The following is a 17,978-nucleotide window of genomic DNA, read 5'->3' as shown; positions in this document are numbered from 1 at the left end:
ATGACTACTCCTAGCGTTACCACTAGGACTGCCAGTCAGTAGCCCGTCATCGCAAGACGGCTTTCACCGTGGGCTTACGTTAAGTTAACGCGCTTCTCGTGAGTAGCCGGCCCGGAAAATAGATTGGAAGACGGGCGTGGAGCTCGGTGTTGAAATTCGACACCATCCAAATCCTCGCCCAAGATTCAGGGCACGGGGACGATCCCCTTCGACATCAGGTATCGTCATACAGGTGTTATCGTTGTCAGTTGCGACACTCACCATAGCTTGCAATTAATCACTCATCGAAGGGAGAGCGCCTGCTATGCTCGGACCGTCTATGTTCTTTGAACCTGATTCTTCACGCGCGGTATGTCCAAAATGTCGCCTGAACTCTCGGCTGAATTGCGAAAGTCCTGTATAGCCAACTGCGCGGCCGATCGCGGCGATGCTCAAGCTCGTCGAACGAAGCAAGGATCTCGCCTCATGCAGCCTTGCCGCCTTTTGATATTCGAGTGGCGTGCATCCGAACAAGGCTTTGAAGTGGCTATGGTAGGAAGATAGGCTAAGCCCGGTCGATGCCGCGATCGCATCGATCGAGACGCTGGCCTCTGCCGGCTTCAGCAGTTTGTCGGTGGTCTTAAGTACCTTGCTGCGCGTTCCAACACCGTTCATGCCCGCTAGGACCGCCAAACCCTCGTCGTTGTTCAGCAGATGAAAATGCAGTTCGCGTATCAGTCCTGGCATTAGGATGCGACAAGCCGCTGGATCGTGAAGCGCTGTTACAATCCTCGCCGCAAGCTCCTTGATCCCCTGATCTGACCGTCCTGACGTGCAGCACAAAGCGTTCGTCTTTGGGTAAGACGAATCCCGGGGCCCCAATGCAGAGGCGATCTCCAGCGCCAATGGTGTTTCAAATTCCACATCGATCGTTAGCAGGGGAACCGCGGGGCTGGCGCTCGTTTCAAGCTCGAAAGGCGCCGGCACGGATGCGAGAAAAAAATGGTCACGATCGATCATGTGAGCGTTAACATTAGACGACAGTATGGCTCGACCCTGGATGACCAATGAGATGCAGGGTGGTTGAAACACTGGGTCGGCTTTGACGGAATGTTCCGCCCTCAGCACTTTGACCGTGGGCGCGAGCGTAGAGTGATGCCCGATCGCAGGCGCCAGTGCCTCAACAAGTCTCACAAGCTGGCTCGACCGCTCTTCCATTTCGACACCAAAGACAACATCGGATTATCAAAGCTCAGTTTTGGAAGACACCGTTACGAGACTTGCTCTCCGTAAACATCAGGGTCCCACACGGATCTTTCGCTATTGCGTTCCCGGACCTCCGCAGATTGACCGCGGACGCTGAAGGCCGCCACGACTGCTCGCAACGCGATAGGTCTGTAACGTGCCCGCAAATCGCAAGCATCTTTTCTTTCGTCTTTCGTTGTAGTCATGGTCCTCTCCGATCTGAGTAAGATACTGATTTTGACGAAAGCAGGTCGTGACTTTCGTCTAGGGGTGTTCCGGCATGAGCCGCGATCCGTGTCAGGAGCGAGGACGATACTGTCGGCGAAACGATATGGGCGCGATTTGCAGTCCCGAGTAAGAATGGCCCAACGCACTGCCAGTCAGCCTGGGAAAGCAAGGTATCTTTGATCGCTGCGGCTAGACCGACACGGGGGAAAACGAGAACTTCGCAGGCAGCCTTTGACGCGCTGCACGATGATTGGCACCGATCAGGGCGGATCGCATCCGCAAGCGCCACCGGAGCGCGAACGACCAAATCCGGGGCGATCGCCCTGACTGTGGCCGCCGCCGCCCTGAGGGTTTCAGCCTGCGAGTTCAGATCCTTCCAATAGCTGTCTTGGCAAAGATCGACACTTGGGCTGAGATTGAATGCACACACATGCCGCGCGGCGGCGATGGCAATTTCAGCGATGGCCGTTGGATGACGGAGACAGTCTTGTAGTGCCTCGACTAAACATATCACTCTTCCGGCACAATAAAGCATTTGCAGTGTTCCGGCGGTTTGCCGCTGCAGCGACATTAGATTCTCCTGCAATTGCAAAAGATGCCAACCGAACTCTCCACTTGCACCACAAATCATCGCGTCAGCACGCGAGCTATTGATAAGTCGCGCCGCAAAAGCTGTGTTGCGATTATCTCTGATAAAGCCAGGAAGGTTTGTAACATTCCAATGCAACATTCGCGCCGTGCGAAAAGCCAGCCACTGATCGAAAAACTGGCGCTCATCCGTAGGCTCGACGATTTCAAAATCATCGCCAACCTTGATACTCAGCTTAGCAACAGCGATTCTTTTAAGAATATCCTGTTCGCAACCAACCGCGAACGCAACGGCGGTGCGATCCCTCACGATCGTTGCGATAGCTTGCAGGACGCGCGCATCATGGCCCTCAGCGAAAATCAGCCGCTTCTTCTTGTGTGGCGATGGGGGCGACCGGTTGACAATGGGCTCACGCATCGACATTTACCTATCTTCGTTTTTCCGTAGGTGCTCGGCCATATCAAGCATTCGCGCGGAAAACGCCCATTCGTTGTCATACCAGCCAAAAACCCTGAGCAATCCGCTCCGCCCCAACGAAATCTCCGGGCCGCAAAGAACAAGTGACTCCGGCCGTCCGCGGAGATCGACGGATACGACGGGCTCCTCGGTCCAACCGAGCACGAGGGACGAGCCTGCGGCTGCCCGGAGATCGTGGATTATCTGCTCTTCGGAACGGAGGTCACGAAGAGCAACCGTCAGGTCGATTGCTGAAACGCTCGCGGTCGGAACGCGAATGGCACGTGCCTCCACAAGCTCGGCCAAGTCCGGTAAGACGTTTTTTAGTAGATGATGCGCACTGGTTGTCGTCGGAACCATGGACATTGCTGCGGCCCTGCTGCGGGCAAAGTCGCCACGGGGTTGATCGACTGTAGGCTGACTGCCGGTATAGCAGTGCACCGTCGTCATTTGGGCTCCGACCACACCGAAGAGTTCATCGATCGTCCGTAAAAGGGGAGCTAACGCGTTCGTCGTGCACGACCCGTTCGAAATGATCCGCTCGCCACGGAACGCGCTTTCGTTTGCACCAAGGATCAAGGTTTTTTCCGCCCAATCCGCCGGTCCGGATACGATGACTTGCGAGACACCTTTTTCCAGACTGCAGACGGCATTGGCGGCGGAAATGCTTGACCCAGTACATTCAAAGAGAACATCGATACCACCAAGGTCGAGTTCTGAAAGATGAACCGCACTTGTCATGCGAATATATCGCCCATCGATTTCAAGGTCTCCATCTGCCAATTGGACGGATCCCTGCCACGGGCCGAAGACACTGTCATATTGGAAGAGATACGCACTCAGCGCTGGCGCGGCGATATCATTGATCAGCACTACGTCGACAAACGGCCTAGCTAAAGCCTGGCGAAGAACGGTTCGGCCAATACGACCGAACCCGTTTATGGCAACGCGAAGCGGAGCAAGTGTCATAGCGCCGGCCTAAATCTCGATCTCGACTGCTGTGCCGCGCGCGATCGCAAGCTCAACAGCCGCTTGCGCGACGGCCAAGTCTTGCAAGCCGACGCCAGTGCCGTCGAAAAGCGTAACCTGATCGGCCGAGCTTCGACCGGGTATACGCCCGCTGATAACGGCACCGATCTCGCCAATATCCACCGGAGCGACCAGTCCCTGCGCGATCGCATGCTGGGACTCACCAATAGAAATTGCCTGCGCGATCTCGTCGGTAAAGAGAGTTGCCGACGCGAAAAGCGCAGCATCAACCTCTTGCTTGCCCTTCGTATCCGTTCCCATACATGCCAGATGTGTACCGGGGCGAACTTGCTGGGCCTTGAGAATAGGCTGAAAAGACGAAGTGATCGTAATGATCACATCCGCTTCGTCGCCTAAACGATCCAATTCAACGGCTTCGAAGGGAATTGCGAGTTCATCTGCAACAGCTGCAAGCTTGGGCAACATCTCCGGATGGAAATTCCAGGCAACGACCTTCTCGAAGGCTCGTTGCTGGACCGCGGCGCGGAGCTGGAACGACGCCTGATGCCCTGCACCCACCATGCCCAGCACCTTGGCGTCTTTGCGGGCGAGATACTTGATTGATACCGCCGAAGCAGCCGCCGTTCGAAGCGCTGTCAATAGATTGCCCCCGACAACAGCGCGGCATCTGCCCGTTTCAGGATCGAACAGAAATACCGTCGACTGATGGTTCGTCAGTCCCTTGCTCGCGTTGTTCGGCCAGAACCCGCCGGCCTTTAGACCAAGTGCTAGCCCCTCTCGATTGAAGCCCGACTTGAACCCGAAAAGCGCGTCTTCGTATCCGATCGCTTCGCGGACGACCGGAAAATTTTGTGCCGAACGCTCTGCCATGGAGACGAAGGCTTTTTCGACTGCGTTCACGCAATCTTCAAGTGAAACGAGGTCACGAACTGCGCTCTCGGGAACAATGATCATGTTCGGATTGGTCCTAAGAAATGAGATGGGTATAACTAGTAGGCTTTGCCGCGAGCCGATACCGGCCAAAGCGTTTCGACTTTGCCGTTGCGTATGCCGACATACCAATCATGGATGTTACAGGTCGGGTCGCAATGCCCAGGGACAAGACGCAGCTTCTCATTGATTTTCAGAACGCCTTCGATGTCTTCGATTACGCCGTGTTCGTCAGTCGCCTTAATGTATTTCACGTCATCGCGCCCGTAGACGAATGGCAATCCGGAATCCACCGACTGAACCTTGAGACCGGCATCACAGATTGCTTTGTCAGCTTTTGCATGGCTCATCACGCTCGTCAGGATAAACAGAGAATTTTCCCACTCGCCCTTGTCGATGCGCTTGCCGTTCTCGTCGAGAATGCGACCGTAGTCGGCGTCCATGAAAGCGTAGCTTCCGCACTGCAGCTCATTGTAAACACCGGACGTGCTTTCGAAATAGTAGCTGCCAGTTCCGCCGCCGCTGACGAGTTCCGGTTCCAGGCCAGCCTTCCTCAAAGCGTCGACGGCTTCCTTTACCTGCGCGACTGCGAGATCGAGCTTCGCCTTTCGGTCAACATACTTGTCGATATGCTGCATCGCACCCTGATAGGCTTGCACACCGGCAAAGCGGAGCCCCTCACTGCTTGCAATGGCCTTCGCGAGATCAACCACTGCGGCGCTCGACGACACGCCGCACCGCCCCGCGCCGACGTCGATTTCGACGAAGCACTCAATGGTCGTACCGTGCTTGCGGGCAGCGTTCGCGAGCTCTGCGACGTTAAGCGGGTCATCGACGCAAACGATTATTCTCGCGCCGAGCTTGGGCAGTCGGGCAAGACGGTCGATCTTTGCCGGATCGCGGACCTGGTTCGACACAAGGACGTCCTTGATCCCGCCGCGCACGAACACTTCTGCCTCCGAAACCTTCTGGCAACATACGCCGATCGCGCCGCCAAGTTCCTGTTGCAGCAGCAGCACATCAACCGACTTATGCATCTTGCCATGGGCGCGATGACGCATGTTGTGCGCCTTCGCATAGGCGCCCATCTTTCGGATATTCCTCTCCAGCGCGTCGAGGTCGAGGACAAGGCACGGCGTCTGAATCTCGTCTACCGACATGCCCGGCACCGCCGGTACATCGTAACCCACGTCCATCTGGTTGAATTTTGCGTCCGCGTTCATGAGATTCCCCTTCATTGCCAGGGCAGGGTGTCGAGATCGACATTTCCGCCGGTGATGATGACGCCGACACGCTTGCCGGCGAAAATGTTCTTGTTTTTCAAGATGGCGGCGAGCGGAACGGCGCTCGACGGTTCCATGACAAGCTTTGCTCTCTTCCAGATCAGCTTCATGGCCTCGATGATTTCCTCTTCGGAAGCGGTCACGATATCGCTGACGTTACGCTTCACGAAATGCCACGTCAGTTCCTTGAGCGGGACCTTGAGCCCGTCAGCAATCGTGTTCGGCGCGTCGTCGGCAATGATGTGGCCCGCCTTGAAGCTTCTGTAGGCGTCATCGGCCTGTTCCGGCTCGGCAGCGTAGACTTTGATGCGCGGGGCCAGGTTTGACAGGGTCAGGCACGTGCCCGAAACCATGCCGCCTCCGCCGATCGGCGCGATGACGGCGTCGAGACTATCGACCTGTTCCAGAAGCTCTCGCGAGCATGTCGCCTGGCCGGCGATAACGCGTGCGTCATTATAAGGGTGGACGAATTCCGCCCCGGATTTCGCGACGACTTCGGCAAACACCGCCTCTCGTGAAGACGTTGAGGGTTCGCATTCAACCACCGTGCCACCGTAACCGCGCACGGCGTCCTTCTTAGCCTGCGGAGCGCTACGTGGCATGACGACCGTGCAGGGAATACCACGGCGTCCTGCGGCATAGGATAGGCACGTCCCATGGTTGCCGGACGAATGTGTCGCGACACCCCTGGCAGCTTGTTCGGCGCTCATACCAAAGACCGCATTCGATGCTCCACGGGCTTTGAAGGCGCCGGCTTTCTGGAGGTTCTCGCATTTGAAGAAGAGCTCGGCGCCGACCAGCGAATTGATGTAGCCTGAGGTCATCACAGGCGTCCGGTGAATGAAAGGGCGAATGCGATCATGCGCCTCGAACATGTCGGAGATCGTCGGAATATACATGTTGACCCCTCAGGCTGCGTTGCGGACAGGCGAAGCTTCGGTATTGCGGTAGACCTCCTGCGCCGCCGCCACACCGGAGCCTAGGCGGATCGGCAAGCCCAGATCGGCCATCGCCATCTCGGCGGTTGCGATTCCTGAAAGAGCCATGACGTCGCTCATGCTTCCGAGATGGCCGATGCGGAAGACGCGGCCGGCGACGTCGCCCAGACCGGCGCCAAACGCAACGGCGTATTTCTGCGCAGCATGAGTGACGATGGAGGTCGCATCAAACCCTTCGGGGGTCTCGACCGCACTTACAGTATCCGAGTACGAGCTTGCTTCCTGCGCGTAAAGGTGAAGTCCCCAGGCTGAAATAGCTGCACGTACGCCCGATGCAATGCGGGCATGGCGCTTGAAAACATTGTCCAGTCCCTCCTCGAGCAGCAACTCGGTCGACACTTTCAATCCGTTCAGCAGGCCGACGGACGGCGTGTATGGATAGCCGCTCGAAGGATAGGCTTTTGCCATCTCCCGAATGTCAAAAAACGCCCTGTGGAGCTTTGCGGATTGGGTCGCCTGCATCGCCTTCGGCGATAGCGCAAGGATCGCCAGGCCGACGGGCAGCATAAAGCCCTTCTGAGAACCGGTGATCGCTGCGTCGATCTTCCATTCGTCCATGCGGAAATCCATGGACGCAATCGAGCTGACGCCGTCAACGAGAAGCAGCGCCGGATGCCTGGCATCATCGAGTAGGCGGCGGACCGCACCGACGTCCGACTTGACCCCGGTCGCAGTCTCATTGTGCGTTACAAGCACCGCCTTGATCTCGTGGCCCTTATCGGCAACAAGCCTCTTTTCGTATTCAGCCAGGGGAAGCGGCTGTTTCCAGGATGAGTGGACGGCATCCACCTGCAATCCGTGGCGCTGGCACATATCGATCCAGCGATGACTGAACATCCCGCTGCGGGCGGCGAGAACCTTGTCCCCCGGGCTCAGCAGATTGGTAATTGTTGCTTCCCATCCCCCGCTCCCGGTCGCCGGAAACACGACGATTTCCGCGTTTTCGGACTTCACGACCTTCCTCACGCCGGCAAGCGCCGGCTGAAGGATGTCTGCAAAGGCGGCCGATCGGTGATCGATCGTCGGAAGATCCGTTGCCCTGCGCAAGACTTCTGGCATGTTTGTCGGGCCAGGTATGAAGACGGGGTTTTGCGTATACATTTTCCAAGCTTTCCTGGTGGCGATAACTCATGATTAGCACGACGTCGACCGGCAGTATATTTTTTTGAAAATGTTTTTCAAAATAGTAATGTCACTTAAAAATATCATATATTTCAATACTTTATATTTTTTCATTGTATGATAATGTTTTTCAGTGCATCAGATATTTAATTCCGTTGTTGCAAGGGAGAAGCCGATGACTGTGCCGGTACGCCGCCGGGGGCGGCCGAAAGGATTCAACGATCCCCAGACGCAGAATGTCGTCCAGTCGCTCGATCGCGCCTTGGACGTCCTGGAGGCGCTTGCGTCGCCGGAGGGAATGACGCTGTCCGAGCTTGCAAAACATTTGGACCAGTCCGCAGCGACCATGCACCGCGTTCTGGCAACCCTTGAACGACGGGACTATGTCGAGATGAGCCCGGACGGTCAGATTTTCCACATCGGCCCGGAGGCCTATCGCCTCGGCGCCGCGTTTCTGAGACGGACGAACGTCATCGAACGAAGCCGTCCCGTCATGCGCGAGCTTATGCTGGAGACGGGCGAGACGTCCAATCTTGGAATAGAGCAAAATGGAAAGGTCTTGTTCGTCAGCCAAGTCGAAACGCATGAATCGATCCGGGCCTTCTTTCCGCCTGGCACGCTCTCGCCCTTGCACGCTTCCGGGATCGGAAAAGCGCTTCTCAGCACCTATGACGAAGAGAGGCTCAGCGTGCTTTTCAAGGGCGCGGCCCTCCAGCGCTTCACGGCCAATACTTTGCGCACGATCAACCAGCTCAAGGATGAGTTGGAGATCACGCGACAACGCGGCTATGCCTTCGATGATGAGGAAAAAGCCGTCGGAATGCGATGTGTCGCTGCTCCCGTTTTGAATATCCACGGTGAAGCAGTCGCGGGGATTTCCGTATCGGGGCCCGCGCACCGGATATCCGACCGGCAGGTGAAGCGCATAGGTCAACGCGTGATCGAGGCCGCCAGGCTCGTTTCTAACCGGCTCGGCGCGTCGTAAACTCCTCATCTCGACCCGCCCTCGGGCGGCTGCTGCTCGGCAGACCGCAGCGAACGCGGTCGTGGTCCACCGGTCGCCCAGTCCAGGAGTTCGACCGTGTGAACCAGCGGTATGTCGGTTCCCGACCCGATCTGGACCATGCAACCGATATTGCCGGCGCAAATGACATCCGGCCTGACAAGCTCGATGGATTTTACCTTCCGGGTACGCAATTCTGCCGATATCGCCGGCTGCATGAGATTATAGGTTCCGGCCGATCCGCAGCAGATATGGGCATCCTTCGGCTCGACAACCTCAAACCCCGCAATTTTCAACAAGTCCTTCGGGAGCGATTTGATCTGCTGGCCGTGCTGAAGCGAACAGGCGGCGTGATAGCCGACGCGCAACCGCTCGTTCACCAGCGGTCGCCGAAGTCCGCCGAGATCATTCATCAGTTCCGTAATGTCCCTAGCCAGTGTCGCGACGCGCGCGGCTCTCCCGGCCAGCGGGCCGTCGCGGAACATATGGGCGTAATCCTTGACGGTTGTTCCGCATCCCGACGTATTGATGACGATGGCGTCGAGCCCCTCCCCTTCGATTTCCGCCGTGAAGGCGTTGATCACAGCGGCGGCGGCGGCATGGCTTTGTGCTGCCTTTCCCATATGATGGGTGATTGCACCGCAGCAGCCGAGATCCTTCGGAATCACGACGTCGCAGCCATGGCGCGTCAAAAGCCTGATCGTCGCATCATTGATATCCGTGTTCAGTGCTCGCTGTGCACATCCGGTCAGAAGTGCCACCCGCTTTCGTCGCGTGCCGGCGGCGCTAAACACCTGCGGTTTGTCGTTCCGGCTCGGCGCTGGCACATGCGCCGGTACCATGTCCAGCATCGCTCGCAGCCGAGCGTCCGGAAGCAGGCGTTTGATCGGGCGAAGAAGCCGCGCTGAGCGAAGGGCCAGCCTGAACCTGCCGGGATAGGGCAATACCTGCGCCAAAATCCACCGAAGCGCTCGCTCGACAATTGGCCGCCTATAGTGAGTTTCGACATATTCGCGGGCATGATCGATCAGATGCATGTAGTGAACGCCCGACGGACACGTGGTCATGCAGCTCAGGCAACTGAGGCAGCGGTCGATATGCCCGACGGTCTTCTCGTCCGGATCCCGGCTGTTTTCCAGCATGTCCTTGATGAGATAAATCCGCCCGCGCGGGCTGTCGAGTTCATCGCCGAGAACCTTGTAGGTCGGGCAGGTTGCGGTGCAAAAGCCGCAATGGACGCAAGAACGAAGGATTTCGTTTGATCTTTTGATGTCGGGGTCGGCGAGCTGAGCCTTGTCGAAATTCGTCTGCATGTCAGCGATCCAGCAAATCGGGATTCAAAATCCCGGCAGGGTCAAATGCCGTGCGCAGCGACTGGCTGACGCGCGACACGAATTCGTTTTCAGGAGGAAAAAACGACTTGGGACCAAGGGTCGCGCCGCGAACCGCTTTCGCGTGGCCGCGCCCGCAGACGCGACGAACGTCGGCCGCCGGCGCCTCGCCGTTGTACCAGATAAGTCCGCCACCCCAATCCAGCGAGGTGGTGCCACCCAGCCGCTCCAGACCCGACACGACATCGGGCGCATCCGTCGGCCGGACCAGGATCTGCCAGACGGGGTGCTCGGTTGCGGCAAAGTGTCGAACGTCACGGATGTCCATCCAATGCTGCCTGCTTTGCTCCCCCTCGAAAACATCGATTGAATAGTTGTTAAACAGTTCTTTTAACCGTTCACGGCGATAGGCAATCTGCTGCGAAAAGCCCTGGATTCGGATCGTCGCCGTCCGTTGGATGTAGGCCGCCCCGGAAATTTCGAAGGGCGTTGCGAGCGCCGTTGCAAAGATGGCACTTGCTTCAGAAGTCGTGACATCGCTGAAGACCAGCGTTTCTTCTCTTTCCGACGCGGGCGCTGTCTTGAAGGAAACCTCGGTCGTAATTCCCAGGGTTCCAAACGATCCGCAGATCAATTTGCTGAGATCAAGACCCGTGACATTCTTCATCACGCGTCCGCCGTTCTTGACGACCCGTCCCGATCCATCGACGAAACGAACACCGAGCAGATGGTCGCGGCAGGCGCCGGCAAACAATCGGCGCGGTCCACAGACATTTGCACCGACCATACCCCCGACCGTGGGTGTGCCCGTCGTTTCAAGCAGATGACGATGGTCCATCGGTTCAAAGGCGAGGATCTGACCTTCGCCTTCCAGCAACGTCTCGATCTGATGCAGCGGCGTGCCAGCGCGCGCCACTAGTGTCAATGCGCCAGGCTCGTAGTCGACAATGCCGGATATCAGTCGCGTGGATACGGCCTTGTGTCCGCTTGCCAGGCTCATCGGTTCAAGGCGCGTACCACCGCCGATGACGCGAAGCTGAGTTCCGGACCGAGCGCTCTCAGCGACGAGGTCCGACAATTCGCCTTCAGACGTCGGCGCGAGGCAATTATCCTCGAAAGAGGGCTTAGCGACCATCGGTGCGCGCCTCGCGAAAGGCTCTGCTTGCATCCAACGGGAAGACCTTTGCCGGATTGAGCAACCAGCCGGGGTCGAAGACGCTCTTGACCTCCATCTGAAGGGCGAGATCGACCGACGTGAATTGTTTCGGCATCAGGTCGCGCTTCTCGATTCCAATGCCATGCTCGCCGCTCAGGCAGCCACCGACATCGACGCAAAGGCGGAGAATGTCGGCACCAAACCTTTCGGCCTTTTCGAGCTCTCCGGGAGTGTTTGCATCAAAGAGGATGAGTGGGTGCATGTTTCCGTCGCCGGCATGAAAGACGTTTGCCACCTCCAGGCCATAGTCCTTCGACAACTCCCCGATGCGTTTCAGCGTATAGGGCAATTGCGATACGGGAACGGTTCCGTCGAGGCAGAGATAATCTCCAAGCCGGCCCATGGCCCCGAAGGCCGACTTCCGGCCCTTCCAGATGGCAAGGGATTCCTCGGCATTTCTGCTGCTGCGAAATTCGACGGGATTGAGTTGGGACGCGATCGAATGAATAGCTTCGGTTTGGTTCCTGATCTCATCTTCCGAGCCTTCCACTTCAACGATCAGGAGCGCGGCGCAAACCGGATAGCCGGCTTTGGCGAACGCCTCGACGGCCCGCAGGCACACATCGTCCATATATTCGATCGCGACCGGAAGCATGCCGGAGCGAATGATGCGCGCGACGCACTCACCCGCAATTTCCGCGCTGTCAAAGGCAATCAACATCGGTCGTGCTCCTTCCGGCTTCGGCACGATCTTCAGCACTGCCTCTGTCACGATTGCCAACTGACCTTCCGATCCGCATATCAGTCCCAAAAGGTCCAGGCCGAAGGTGCCGAACGACGTTCCCCCAATCTCGGCGATCTCGCCCGCCGCAGTCACAATGCGGACCCCCAGAAGGTTGTTGGTGGTCACGCCGTATTTGAGACAATGGGCGCCGCCGGAATTCATTGCTATGTTGCCGGCGATCGTGCAGGCGAGTTGCGAGGATGGATCCGGCGCGTAGAAAAAGCCCTCGGTTTCCAGTTCCGCGGTAACCGCTAGATTGGTGACCCCCGTTTGGACGCGGATATAGCGATTGGCCGTGTCGATCTCGAGGATGTCGCGCAGGCGTATGGTGCTGATCACGACACTGTCAGCCGTCGGCAGCGCGCCGCCCGCAAGTGATGTTCCGGCGCCTCGGGGTATGACGGGGACACCGAGCTCATGACACGTACGCATGGCGAGCGCGACCTCATCGGTACTTCGAGGAAGAACCACCGCAAGCGGCGGGCATCGATAGGCCGTCAGAGCGTCGCATTCATAGGCCCGCGTCTCCTCGATATCATGAATGACGGTCCCGAGCGGCAGGACTGCCTGGAGGCTTGCAACGATCTGAGACGCACGCGAGAGAATGTCGGCGCTAGCCGGTGGCATTGCAATCAGTGACATTCTTCCCCTCGGCTTTCGTGTGTGACAATCCGATCGGTCACAGCTTGCTCGCCAGGACGTGATCGCATCCGATCATCATGACGCGGATCGTCGGTTGTTTTGTTGGACCGCTTTTCCCGCGCCGCACGCAACCGCGCGAAGTCGTCGCCAGCATGGTGGGAGGAGCGGGTTAGCGGGCTCGAGGCGACCATCAGGAAGCCCTTGCTGTAGGCGACGGTCTCATAAGACTTGAACTCGTCGGGGGTGACGAAGCTTTCGACCTTGTGGTGCTTGCGCGTCGGCTGCAGGTACTGGCCGATCGTCAGGAAGTCGACATCGGCGGTGCGCAGATCGTCCATCAGTTGGAGGACTTCGTTTCGCTCTTCGCCGAGACCGACCATGATGCCCGATTTGGTGAACATGGTGGGATCGAGTTCCTTCACCCGCTGCAGTAGGCGGACAGAATGGAAGTAGCGGGCGCCGGGGCGAACCGTCAGATAGTTGCCGGGCACCGTTTCCATATTGTGGTTGAAGACGTCGGGCTTGGCGGCGACGACGCGTTCCAGCGCACCTGGCTTCTTCAGGAAGTCGGGTGTCAGGATCTCGATCGTCGTCATCGGCGAGGCCGCACGGGTTGCCCAGATCACCTTTTCGAAGTGTTCGGCGCCGCCGTCCTCCAGGTCGTCACGGTCGACCGAGGTGATGACGACGTGGGTGAGGCCCATCTCCTTGACCGCCTTGGCGACATTTTCGNGCACTCGCCGATATTCGGGCAGCCGGCCTCCTCGCAGACGGTGACGAGCTTGTGCTCCTTCACGATCGCGCGCGTCTCGGCATAACCCTTGGAGGTCGGCGCCTTGACGCGAATCCAGTCCGGCTTGCGCATGACTTCCGTATCAGGCCGATGCGCCTTCTCGGGATGCCGCACGCGCTTGGCGTCGGGATTGATCGTATCGAGGATCGTCACCATCCGCTCGGCCTATCCCTCACTCTATAGTTGCCAGTTCCGCACCGAGTGCGACCACCGCGCCCGGGGCGACCTTGATGCAGATGCGGCCAGCTTTCGGCGCCAGTACCCTGGTTTCCATCTTCATGGCCTCGATCACCGCCACGGCATCGCCCTCGGCAACTTGTGCTCCATCCTCGACGTTCCATTTTTGCAGCGTGCCGGGGATCGGTGCCGTCAGCGCACCCTCATTTGCGGTAGCGGATACTGAGCCCGTCACCACTCTCGGCGCGGCACCTCCGGAAAACAGCCCCGCCGGAAGGCCGAACGCGTGGCGTTTACCGTCGATCTCGATGAAACTGCGGAGCAATCCGCCTTCCACCGGATCAACCCGCGGAGCAGGCTCGACGCCGCGGAATTCCGTCTCGATCCAATTGGTGAAGACCTTAAACCCATCCTCGCCGATGAAGGCCGGTTCCTCCAGCACGGCGCGGTGGAACGGGAGCACGGAGGCGACACCTTCGATTTTGAATTCGGCAAGCGCCCGGCGGGCGCGGATAAGGGCTTCCTCGCGGGTGGCGCCGGTAACGATCAGCTTGGCCATCATCGAGTCGTAAAGACCAGGAATTTCCGAGCCCGTTTCCACACCGCTGTCGAGCCGGATGCCCGGACCGGACGGGGCGCGAAAGCTCGTGATCAGTCCGGGTGTCGGCAGGAAACCGCGTCCCGGATCCTCGGCATTGATGCGGAACTCGAAGGCATGGCCGCGCGGGACAGGGGTCTGAGTGACAGAAAGCGGCAGCCCATCGGCGATGCGCAGCTGTTCGATGACGATATCGACGCCGGTCGTTTCCTCCGTCACCGGATGTTCGACCTGCAAACGGGTATTGACCTCGAGGAAGGAAATGACACCATTCTGCGACAGCAGAAACTCGACCGTGCCGGCGCCGGTATAGCCGGCCGAAGCGCAGATCGCCTTGGCGGCATCATGAATACGGCCGCGCTGCTCCTCTGAGATGAAGGGCGCTGGGGCCTCCTCGACCAGCTTCTGGTTGCGCCGCTGCAGTGAGCAATCGCGGGTGCCGAGGACAACCGTGTTGCCGTGGCTATCGGCGATGATCTGCGCTTCGATATGGCGCGGCTTTTCCAGGAATTGCTCGGCATAACATTCGCCGCGTCCGAAGGCCTCCTTCGCCTCGCGCACGGCAGATTCGAAGAACTCGCCGACATCCTCGATGCGGTGAACGACCTTCATGCCGCGGCCGCCGCCGCCGAAGGCAGCCTTGATCGCCAGCGGCAACCCGGCCTGCCGCGCAAAGGCGATGGCTTCCTCGGCGGTTGCCAGAGGACCGTCCGACCCTTTGACGAGGGGCGCTCCGACCTTTTCGGCGATCCGGCGGGCCTCGACCTTATCGCCGAGCGCCGTGATTACTTCAGGCTTAGGACCGACCCAGGTAAGGCCGGCATCGATGACAGCACGGGCGAACTCGGCGCGCTCCGACAAGAAGCCGTAACCTGGATGGACCGCATCGGCGCCCGCGCAGCGTGCGATGTCCAAGATCTTCCCGATATTCAAATAGGTGTCGACCGGGCGACCGCCGCCCAGGCAATAGGCCTCGTCGGCAAGATCGACATGCAGCGAGGCGGCATCGGCATCTGAATAGATCGCGACCGACGCGACGCCATAATCGCGGGCGGCGCGGCTGATGCGGATGGCGATTTCGCCGCGATTGGCAATGAGCAATTTTTTCATCGATTGGTTTCCCTGACGATCTGATCGAATGGGGCGACGACGTTGAAGCGGATATTGGCACCGATCGGGATCTGGCCGGCGAGATCGAGATGGTGGCGGGCGACGACGCCGATCACCGGGTAGCCTCCGGTCAACGGATGGTCGGCCAGAAAGAGCACGGGTTGTCCGCTATGCGGCACCTGAATTGCGCCCAACGCCGTACCCTCCGACGGGAGTTCCGCCGCATCCCGGCGCTCCAGCGGCTCGGCCCCGGAGAGCCGCATGCCGACACGGCTCGATTCTGCTGTCACCTGCCAAACCTGCGCGGTGAGGGTTTCGACACCCTTCGACGTGAACCAGTCGGTGCGGGGGCCAAGGACGACGTCAAGTGCGACGATTTCCCCAGCTTTGGGCAGCGATCTTGCAGTATGCCGGAAGGGATCGACGGCGACGGCGTGTGCGTCGGCCGGCACCAGCACAACGCCGGCTGTAACCGGCGCCGGCCCGACTTTCGCCAAGGTGTCGGTCGCCGTGGAGCCGAGAACGGGTTGGACAGCGAACCCGCCGCGCAGCGCCATGTAGCTGCGCATGCCTTCCGGCGGAAGACCGAGCGTCAATTCGTCGCCGGCATCGAGTGCGAAGGGCCTGCCGAAAGGTGCGGTGACGGAACGACCGTCGTTGGTGGTAATTTTGAGAGGCGCCGGCGCACCGGTCACAGCGAGAGTCACCGGTCGATCGACCTTGACGGCGAAGCCGCCGAAGGCAATTTCCAGGGCGGCGGCATTGCGTGGATTGCCGACGCTGAGATTGGCCTCGGACAGACCCGACCGGTCCAACGCGCCGGATTCCGACACGCCTTGGTCGACACGTCCGGGCCGACCGAAGTCCTGAAATAGCGCCGGCCGATCGGCGCGGGTGACGACAAGTCCTGTGGCGGATGGTGCAGTTTTCGGCACCGGGAGGACGCCAGCCGCAACCACGGCACCTTTAGCCATCTCCCGAAAGCGGACTCGATCGCCCGGCGCCAGAAGCGCCGCCCGGGCGCGGCTGATATCCCACATCTTCAACGGAGTGGTGCCGATGAGCTGCCAACCGCCTGGGCTGTCTGAGGGATAGATGCCGCCGAACTTGCCCCCGAGCGCTACGGCGCCCGCAGGAATGCGCACGCGCGGGCTTTTGCGGCGCGGCACGTCGAAGTCCGGATCGTCTGATGTCATATAGGCAAAGCCGGGCGCGAAACCGGTGAAGGCAACCGTATAGGTGGCTTCCGTGTGGCGTCGAATGACCTCATCGACCGACCAGCCGAGGATTTCGGCGACGTCGGCGATGTCTTCGCCGTCATAGCTGACCGGGATCTCGATCATCTCTCCCTGGCGAGAGCTACGCTGACCAAGATCAAACGCGCACATATGTGTGCAAAGCCGGGCCTGATCCGTCACGCGGGGATCGAAGCGGACCATCACCGTTCGAGCGGCGGGCACCAGTTCGAGGACACCCTCCGGGCGATCGGCCAGAAGTCGGTCGAGCAGCGTCAGCGTCGTTTCCAGATCGCCGAGTTCGACGAGAAAGGCATCGCTGCCGGCGGGCAGAAAGCGCAGTTGGTCAGCCATGGTCGACTTCCGTAAAGGGCTTGAGGTCAACGCCATTGGTTGCCAGCGCCTCGCGCAACGCGCGGGCGATGGCGACCGCCGCTGGAGTGTCGCCGTGGACACAGATCGATTGCGCTTCGAGCTCTATGTCCGTGCCGTCAACAGCAGTAATGCGGCCTTCCGCGACCAAGCGCAGCATCCGCTCTGCAATGGCTTTCGGATCATGGATGATCGCGCCCGGTAAGCGGCGGCTGACAAGACTGCCATCGGCGTTGTAGGCCCGGTCGGCAAAGGCCTCGCAGACAACCGTGAGCCCTGCCGCACGCGCCTGCTCGACAATGGGCGCGCCGGAAAGCGCCAGTAGTGCCAGCGAGGAGTCGACCGCTTTGATACCGGTGATGACATCGTATGCCTGCCGGGCATCATTCGCAATCGTGTTGTAGAGAGCCCCATGCGGTTTGACATAACGCACCCGGGTGCCTGCCGCTTTCGCCAGACCCTGCAAGGCTCCGATCTGGTAGATGGTATCGCCGATGAGCTCTGTGCTGGACGGATCCATATTGCGGCGACCGAACCCGACCAGATCGCGGTAGCCGATATGCGCCCCAACCGATACGCCACGTTTTGCCGCTTCCTTCAGAACGGACAGGATGCCTGCCGGATCACCGGCATGGAAGCCGCAGGCAATGTTGGTGCTGGTGACGATCGACAGCATCGAAACATCGTCGCCCATTGCCCAAGCACCGAAGCTTTCGCCCAGATCACTGTTGAGGTCAATGTTCGCCATGTTTTCTGCCTTCTAAATCGCCGCCCTTGCGGCCGTTATCAACTTTTGAGGCGTCCACATTATCGGGTTGCTCCGGCCATGTTGGTGGACGTCTCGATTGCGGCCGGCGCCTTTGTCACGCTCTTGCTTGTCTTGATCGTCTGTATTGATCGATGACGACGGCGAGGACGATGATGGCTCCCTTGATGATCTCCTGGTAATAGGATCCG

At 59.2% G+C, this 17,978-nt stretch carries 14 protein-coding genes and 1 pseudogene; 1 reads left to right on the top strand and 14 read right to left on the bottom strand.

Annotation, left to right across the window (positions count from 1 at the left end; all coding sequences use genetic code 11):
• Window positions 1-273: 273 nt before the first annotated feature.
• From BS629_RS37330 to bhcA, 7 genes are all read right to left on the bottom strand, one after another.
• Complete coding sequence (locus tag BS629_RS37330; protein ID WP_077988828.1) at window positions 274-1,197, bottom strand: AraC family transcriptional regulator; 924 nt, start codon at window positions 1,195-1,197, stop codon at window positions 274-276.
• Between the two features lie 229 nt (window positions 1,198-1,426).
• Complete coding sequence (locus BS629_RS37325) at window positions 1,427-2,464, bottom strand: phosphate acyltransferase (RefSeq protein ID WP_077988827.1); 1,038 nt, start codon at window positions 2,462-2,464, stop codon at window positions 1,427-1,429.
• Window positions 2,465-3,466, bottom strand: a complete 1,002-nt coding sequence (locus BS629_RS37320; RefSeq protein ID WP_077988826.1) for a type I glyceraldehyde-3-phosphate dehydrogenase — start codon at window positions 3,464-3,466, stop codon at window positions 2,465-2,467.
• A gap of 9 nt (window positions 3,467-3,475) precedes the next feature.
• Complete coding sequence (gene bhcD, locus BS629_RS37315; RefSeq protein WP_077988825.1) at window positions 3,476-4,441, bottom strand: iminosuccinate reductase BhcD; 966 nt, start codon at window positions 4,439-4,441, stop codon at window positions 3,476-3,478.
• Between the two features lie 35 nt (window positions 4,442-4,476).
• Window positions 4,477-5,640 carry a 3-hydroxy-D-aspartate aldolase BhcC gene (gene bhcC / locus BS629_RS37310; protein ID WP_077988829.1) on the bottom strand — a complete coding sequence of 388 codons (1,164 nt, stop codon included), beginning with the start codon at window positions 5,638-5,640 and terminating at the stop codon, window positions 4,477-4,479.
• Window positions 5,641-5,651: 11 nt separating this feature from the next.
• On the bottom strand, window positions 5,652-6,599 hold the full coding sequence (bhcB, locus tag BS629_RS37305) for a beta-hydroxyaspartate dehydratase BhcB (protein WP_077988824.1): 948 nt from the start codon (window positions 6,597-6,599) through the stop codon (window positions 5,652-5,654).
• Window positions 6,600-6,608: 9 nt separating this feature from the next.
• Window positions 6,609-7,799: an L-aspartate--glyoxylate aminotransferase BhcA gene (bhcA, locus tag BS629_RS37300; RefSeq protein WP_077988823.1), complete on the bottom strand. Its 1,191-nt coding sequence runs from the start codon at window positions 7,797-7,799 to the stop codon at window positions 6,609-6,611.
• 196 nt (window positions 7,800-7,995) lie between these two features.
• Between bhcA and bhcR the strand changes: the two genes are divergently transcribed.
• Window positions 7,996-8,805 (top strand): HTH-type transcriptional regulator BhcR, encoded by an 810-nt coding sequence (gene bhcR, locus BS629_RS37295; RefSeq protein WP_077988822.1) that lies wholly within the window; start codon window positions 7,996-7,998, stop codon window positions 8,803-8,805.
• 5 nt (window positions 8,806-8,810) lie between these two features.
• Here bhcR and glcF read toward each other — a convergent pair whose 3' ends face one another.
• The 7 genes and pseudogenes from glcF to BS629_RS37260 all read right to left on the bottom strand — a co-directional run bounded on the left by glcF (window position 8,811) and on the right by BS629_RS37260 (window position 17,769).
• A complete protein-coding gene (glcF, locus tag BS629_RS37290; RefSeq protein WP_077988821.1) occupies window positions 8,811-10,136 on the bottom strand; it encodes a glycolate oxidase subunit GlcF in 1,326 nt (441 codons plus the stop codon).
• A gap of 1 nt (window position 10,137) precedes the next feature.
• Window positions 10,138-11,289 (bottom strand): FAD-binding protein, encoded by a 1,152-nt coding sequence (locus tag BS629_RS37285; protein ID WP_077988820.1) that lies wholly within the window; start codon window positions 11,287-11,289, stop codon window positions 10,138-10,140.
• Window positions 11,279-12,736 (bottom strand): FAD-linked oxidase C-terminal domain-containing protein, encoded by a 1,458-nt coding sequence (locus BS629_RS37280; protein WP_077988819.1) that lies wholly within the window; start codon window positions 12,734-12,736, stop codon window positions 11,279-11,281. The genes BS629_RS37285 and BS629_RS37280 overlap by 11 nt, the downstream gene beginning before the upstream one ends.
• Window positions 12,727-13,685, bottom strand: a pseudogene (locus tag BS629_RS37275) (lipoyl synthase). Before BS629_RS37275 ends, BS629_RS37280 begins: the two are co-directional and overlap by 10 nt.
• A 16-nt stretch (window positions 13,686-13,701) precedes the next feature.
• Window positions 13,702-15,414, bottom strand: coding sequence for an acetyl/propionyl/methylcrotonyl-CoA carboxylase subunit alpha (locus BS629_RS37270; RefSeq protein WP_077988818.1), 1,713 nt, complete (start codon window positions 15,412-15,414; stop codon window positions 13,702-13,704).
• Window positions 15,411-17,003 carry a 5-oxoprolinase subunit B/C family protein gene (locus BS629_RS37265; protein ID WP_077988817.1) on the bottom strand — a complete coding sequence of 531 codons (1,593 nt, stop codon included), beginning with the start codon at window positions 17,001-17,003 and terminating at the stop codon, window positions 15,411-15,413. Before BS629_RS37265 ends, BS629_RS37270 begins: the two co-directional genes overlap by 4 nt.
• Window positions 16,996-17,769, bottom strand: a complete 774-nt coding sequence (locus BS629_RS37260; RefSeq protein ID WP_077988816.1) for a LamB/YcsF family protein — start codon at window positions 17,767-17,769, stop codon at window positions 16,996-16,998. The genes BS629_RS37265 and BS629_RS37260 overlap by 8 nt, the downstream gene beginning before the upstream one ends.
• Window positions 17,770-17,978: the final 209 nt, after the last annotated feature.

It is taken from the genome of Rhizobium leguminosarum bv. viciae USDA 2370, from assembly GCF_002008365.1.
In the GTDB taxonomy this organism is placed as follows: domain Bacteria; phylum Pseudomonadota; class Alphaproteobacteria; order Rhizobiales; family Rhizobiaceae; genus Rhizobium; species Rhizobium leguminosarum.
Note: the sequence above shows the minus strand (reverse complement) of the source record. Positions and strands in the feature narration are given on the sequence as shown.

Bases quoted from the DNA above. Each gene is read 5' to 3' on its own strand.
- BS629_RS37330 (WP_077988828.1), bottom strand. From the start codon at position 1,197: ATGGAAGAGCGGTCGAGCCAGCTTGTGAGACTTGTTGAGGCACTGGCG.
- BS629_RS37325 (WP_077988827.1), bottom strand. From the start codon at position 2,464: ATGTCGATGCGTGAGCCCATTGTCAACCGGTCGCCCCCATCGCCACAC.
- BS629_RS37320 (WP_077988826.1), bottom strand. From the start codon at position 3,466: ATGACACTTGCTCCGCTTCGCGTTGCCATAAACGGGTTCGGTCGTATT.
- bhcD (WP_077988825.1), bottom strand. From the start codon at position 4,441: ATGATCATTGTTCCCGAGAGCGCAGTTCGTGACCTCGTTTCACTTGAA.
- bhcC (WP_077988829.1), bottom strand. From the start codon at position 5,640: ATGAACGCGGACGCAAAATTCAACCAGATGGACGTGGGTTACGATGTA.
- bhcB (WP_077988824.1), bottom strand. From the start codon at position 6,599: ATGTATATTCCGACGATCTCCGACATGTTCGAGGCGCATGATCGCATT.
- bhcA (WP_077988823.1), bottom strand. From the start codon at position 7,799: ATGTATACGCAAAACCCCGTCTTCATACCTGGCCCGACAAACATGCCA.
- bhcR (WP_077988822.1), top strand. From the start codon at position 7,996: ATGACTGTGCCGGTACGCCGCCGGGGGCGGCCGAAAGGATTCAACGAT.
- glcF (WP_077988821.1), bottom strand. From the start codon at position 10,136: ATGCAGACGAATTTCGACAAGGCTCAGCTCGCCGACCCCGACATCAAA.
- BS629_RS37285 (WP_077988820.1), bottom strand. From the start codon at position 11,289: ATGGTCGCTAAGCCCTCTTTCGAGGATAATTGCCTCGCGCCGACGTCT.
- BS629_RS37280 (WP_077988819.1), bottom strand. From the start codon at position 12,736: ATGTCACTGATTGCAATGCCACCGGCTAGCGCCGACATTCTCTCGCGT.
- BS629_RS37270 (WP_077988818.1), bottom strand. From the start codon at position 15,414: ATGAAAAAATTGCTCATTGCCAATCGCGGCGAAATCGCCATCCGCATC.
- BS629_RS37265 (WP_077988817.1), bottom strand. From the start codon at position 17,003: ATGGCTGACCAACTGCGCTTTCTGCCCGCCGGCAGCGATGCCTTTCTC.
- BS629_RS37260 (WP_077988816.1), bottom strand. From the start codon at position 17,769: ATGGCGAACATTGACCTCAACAGTGATCTGGGCGAAAGCTTCGGTGCT.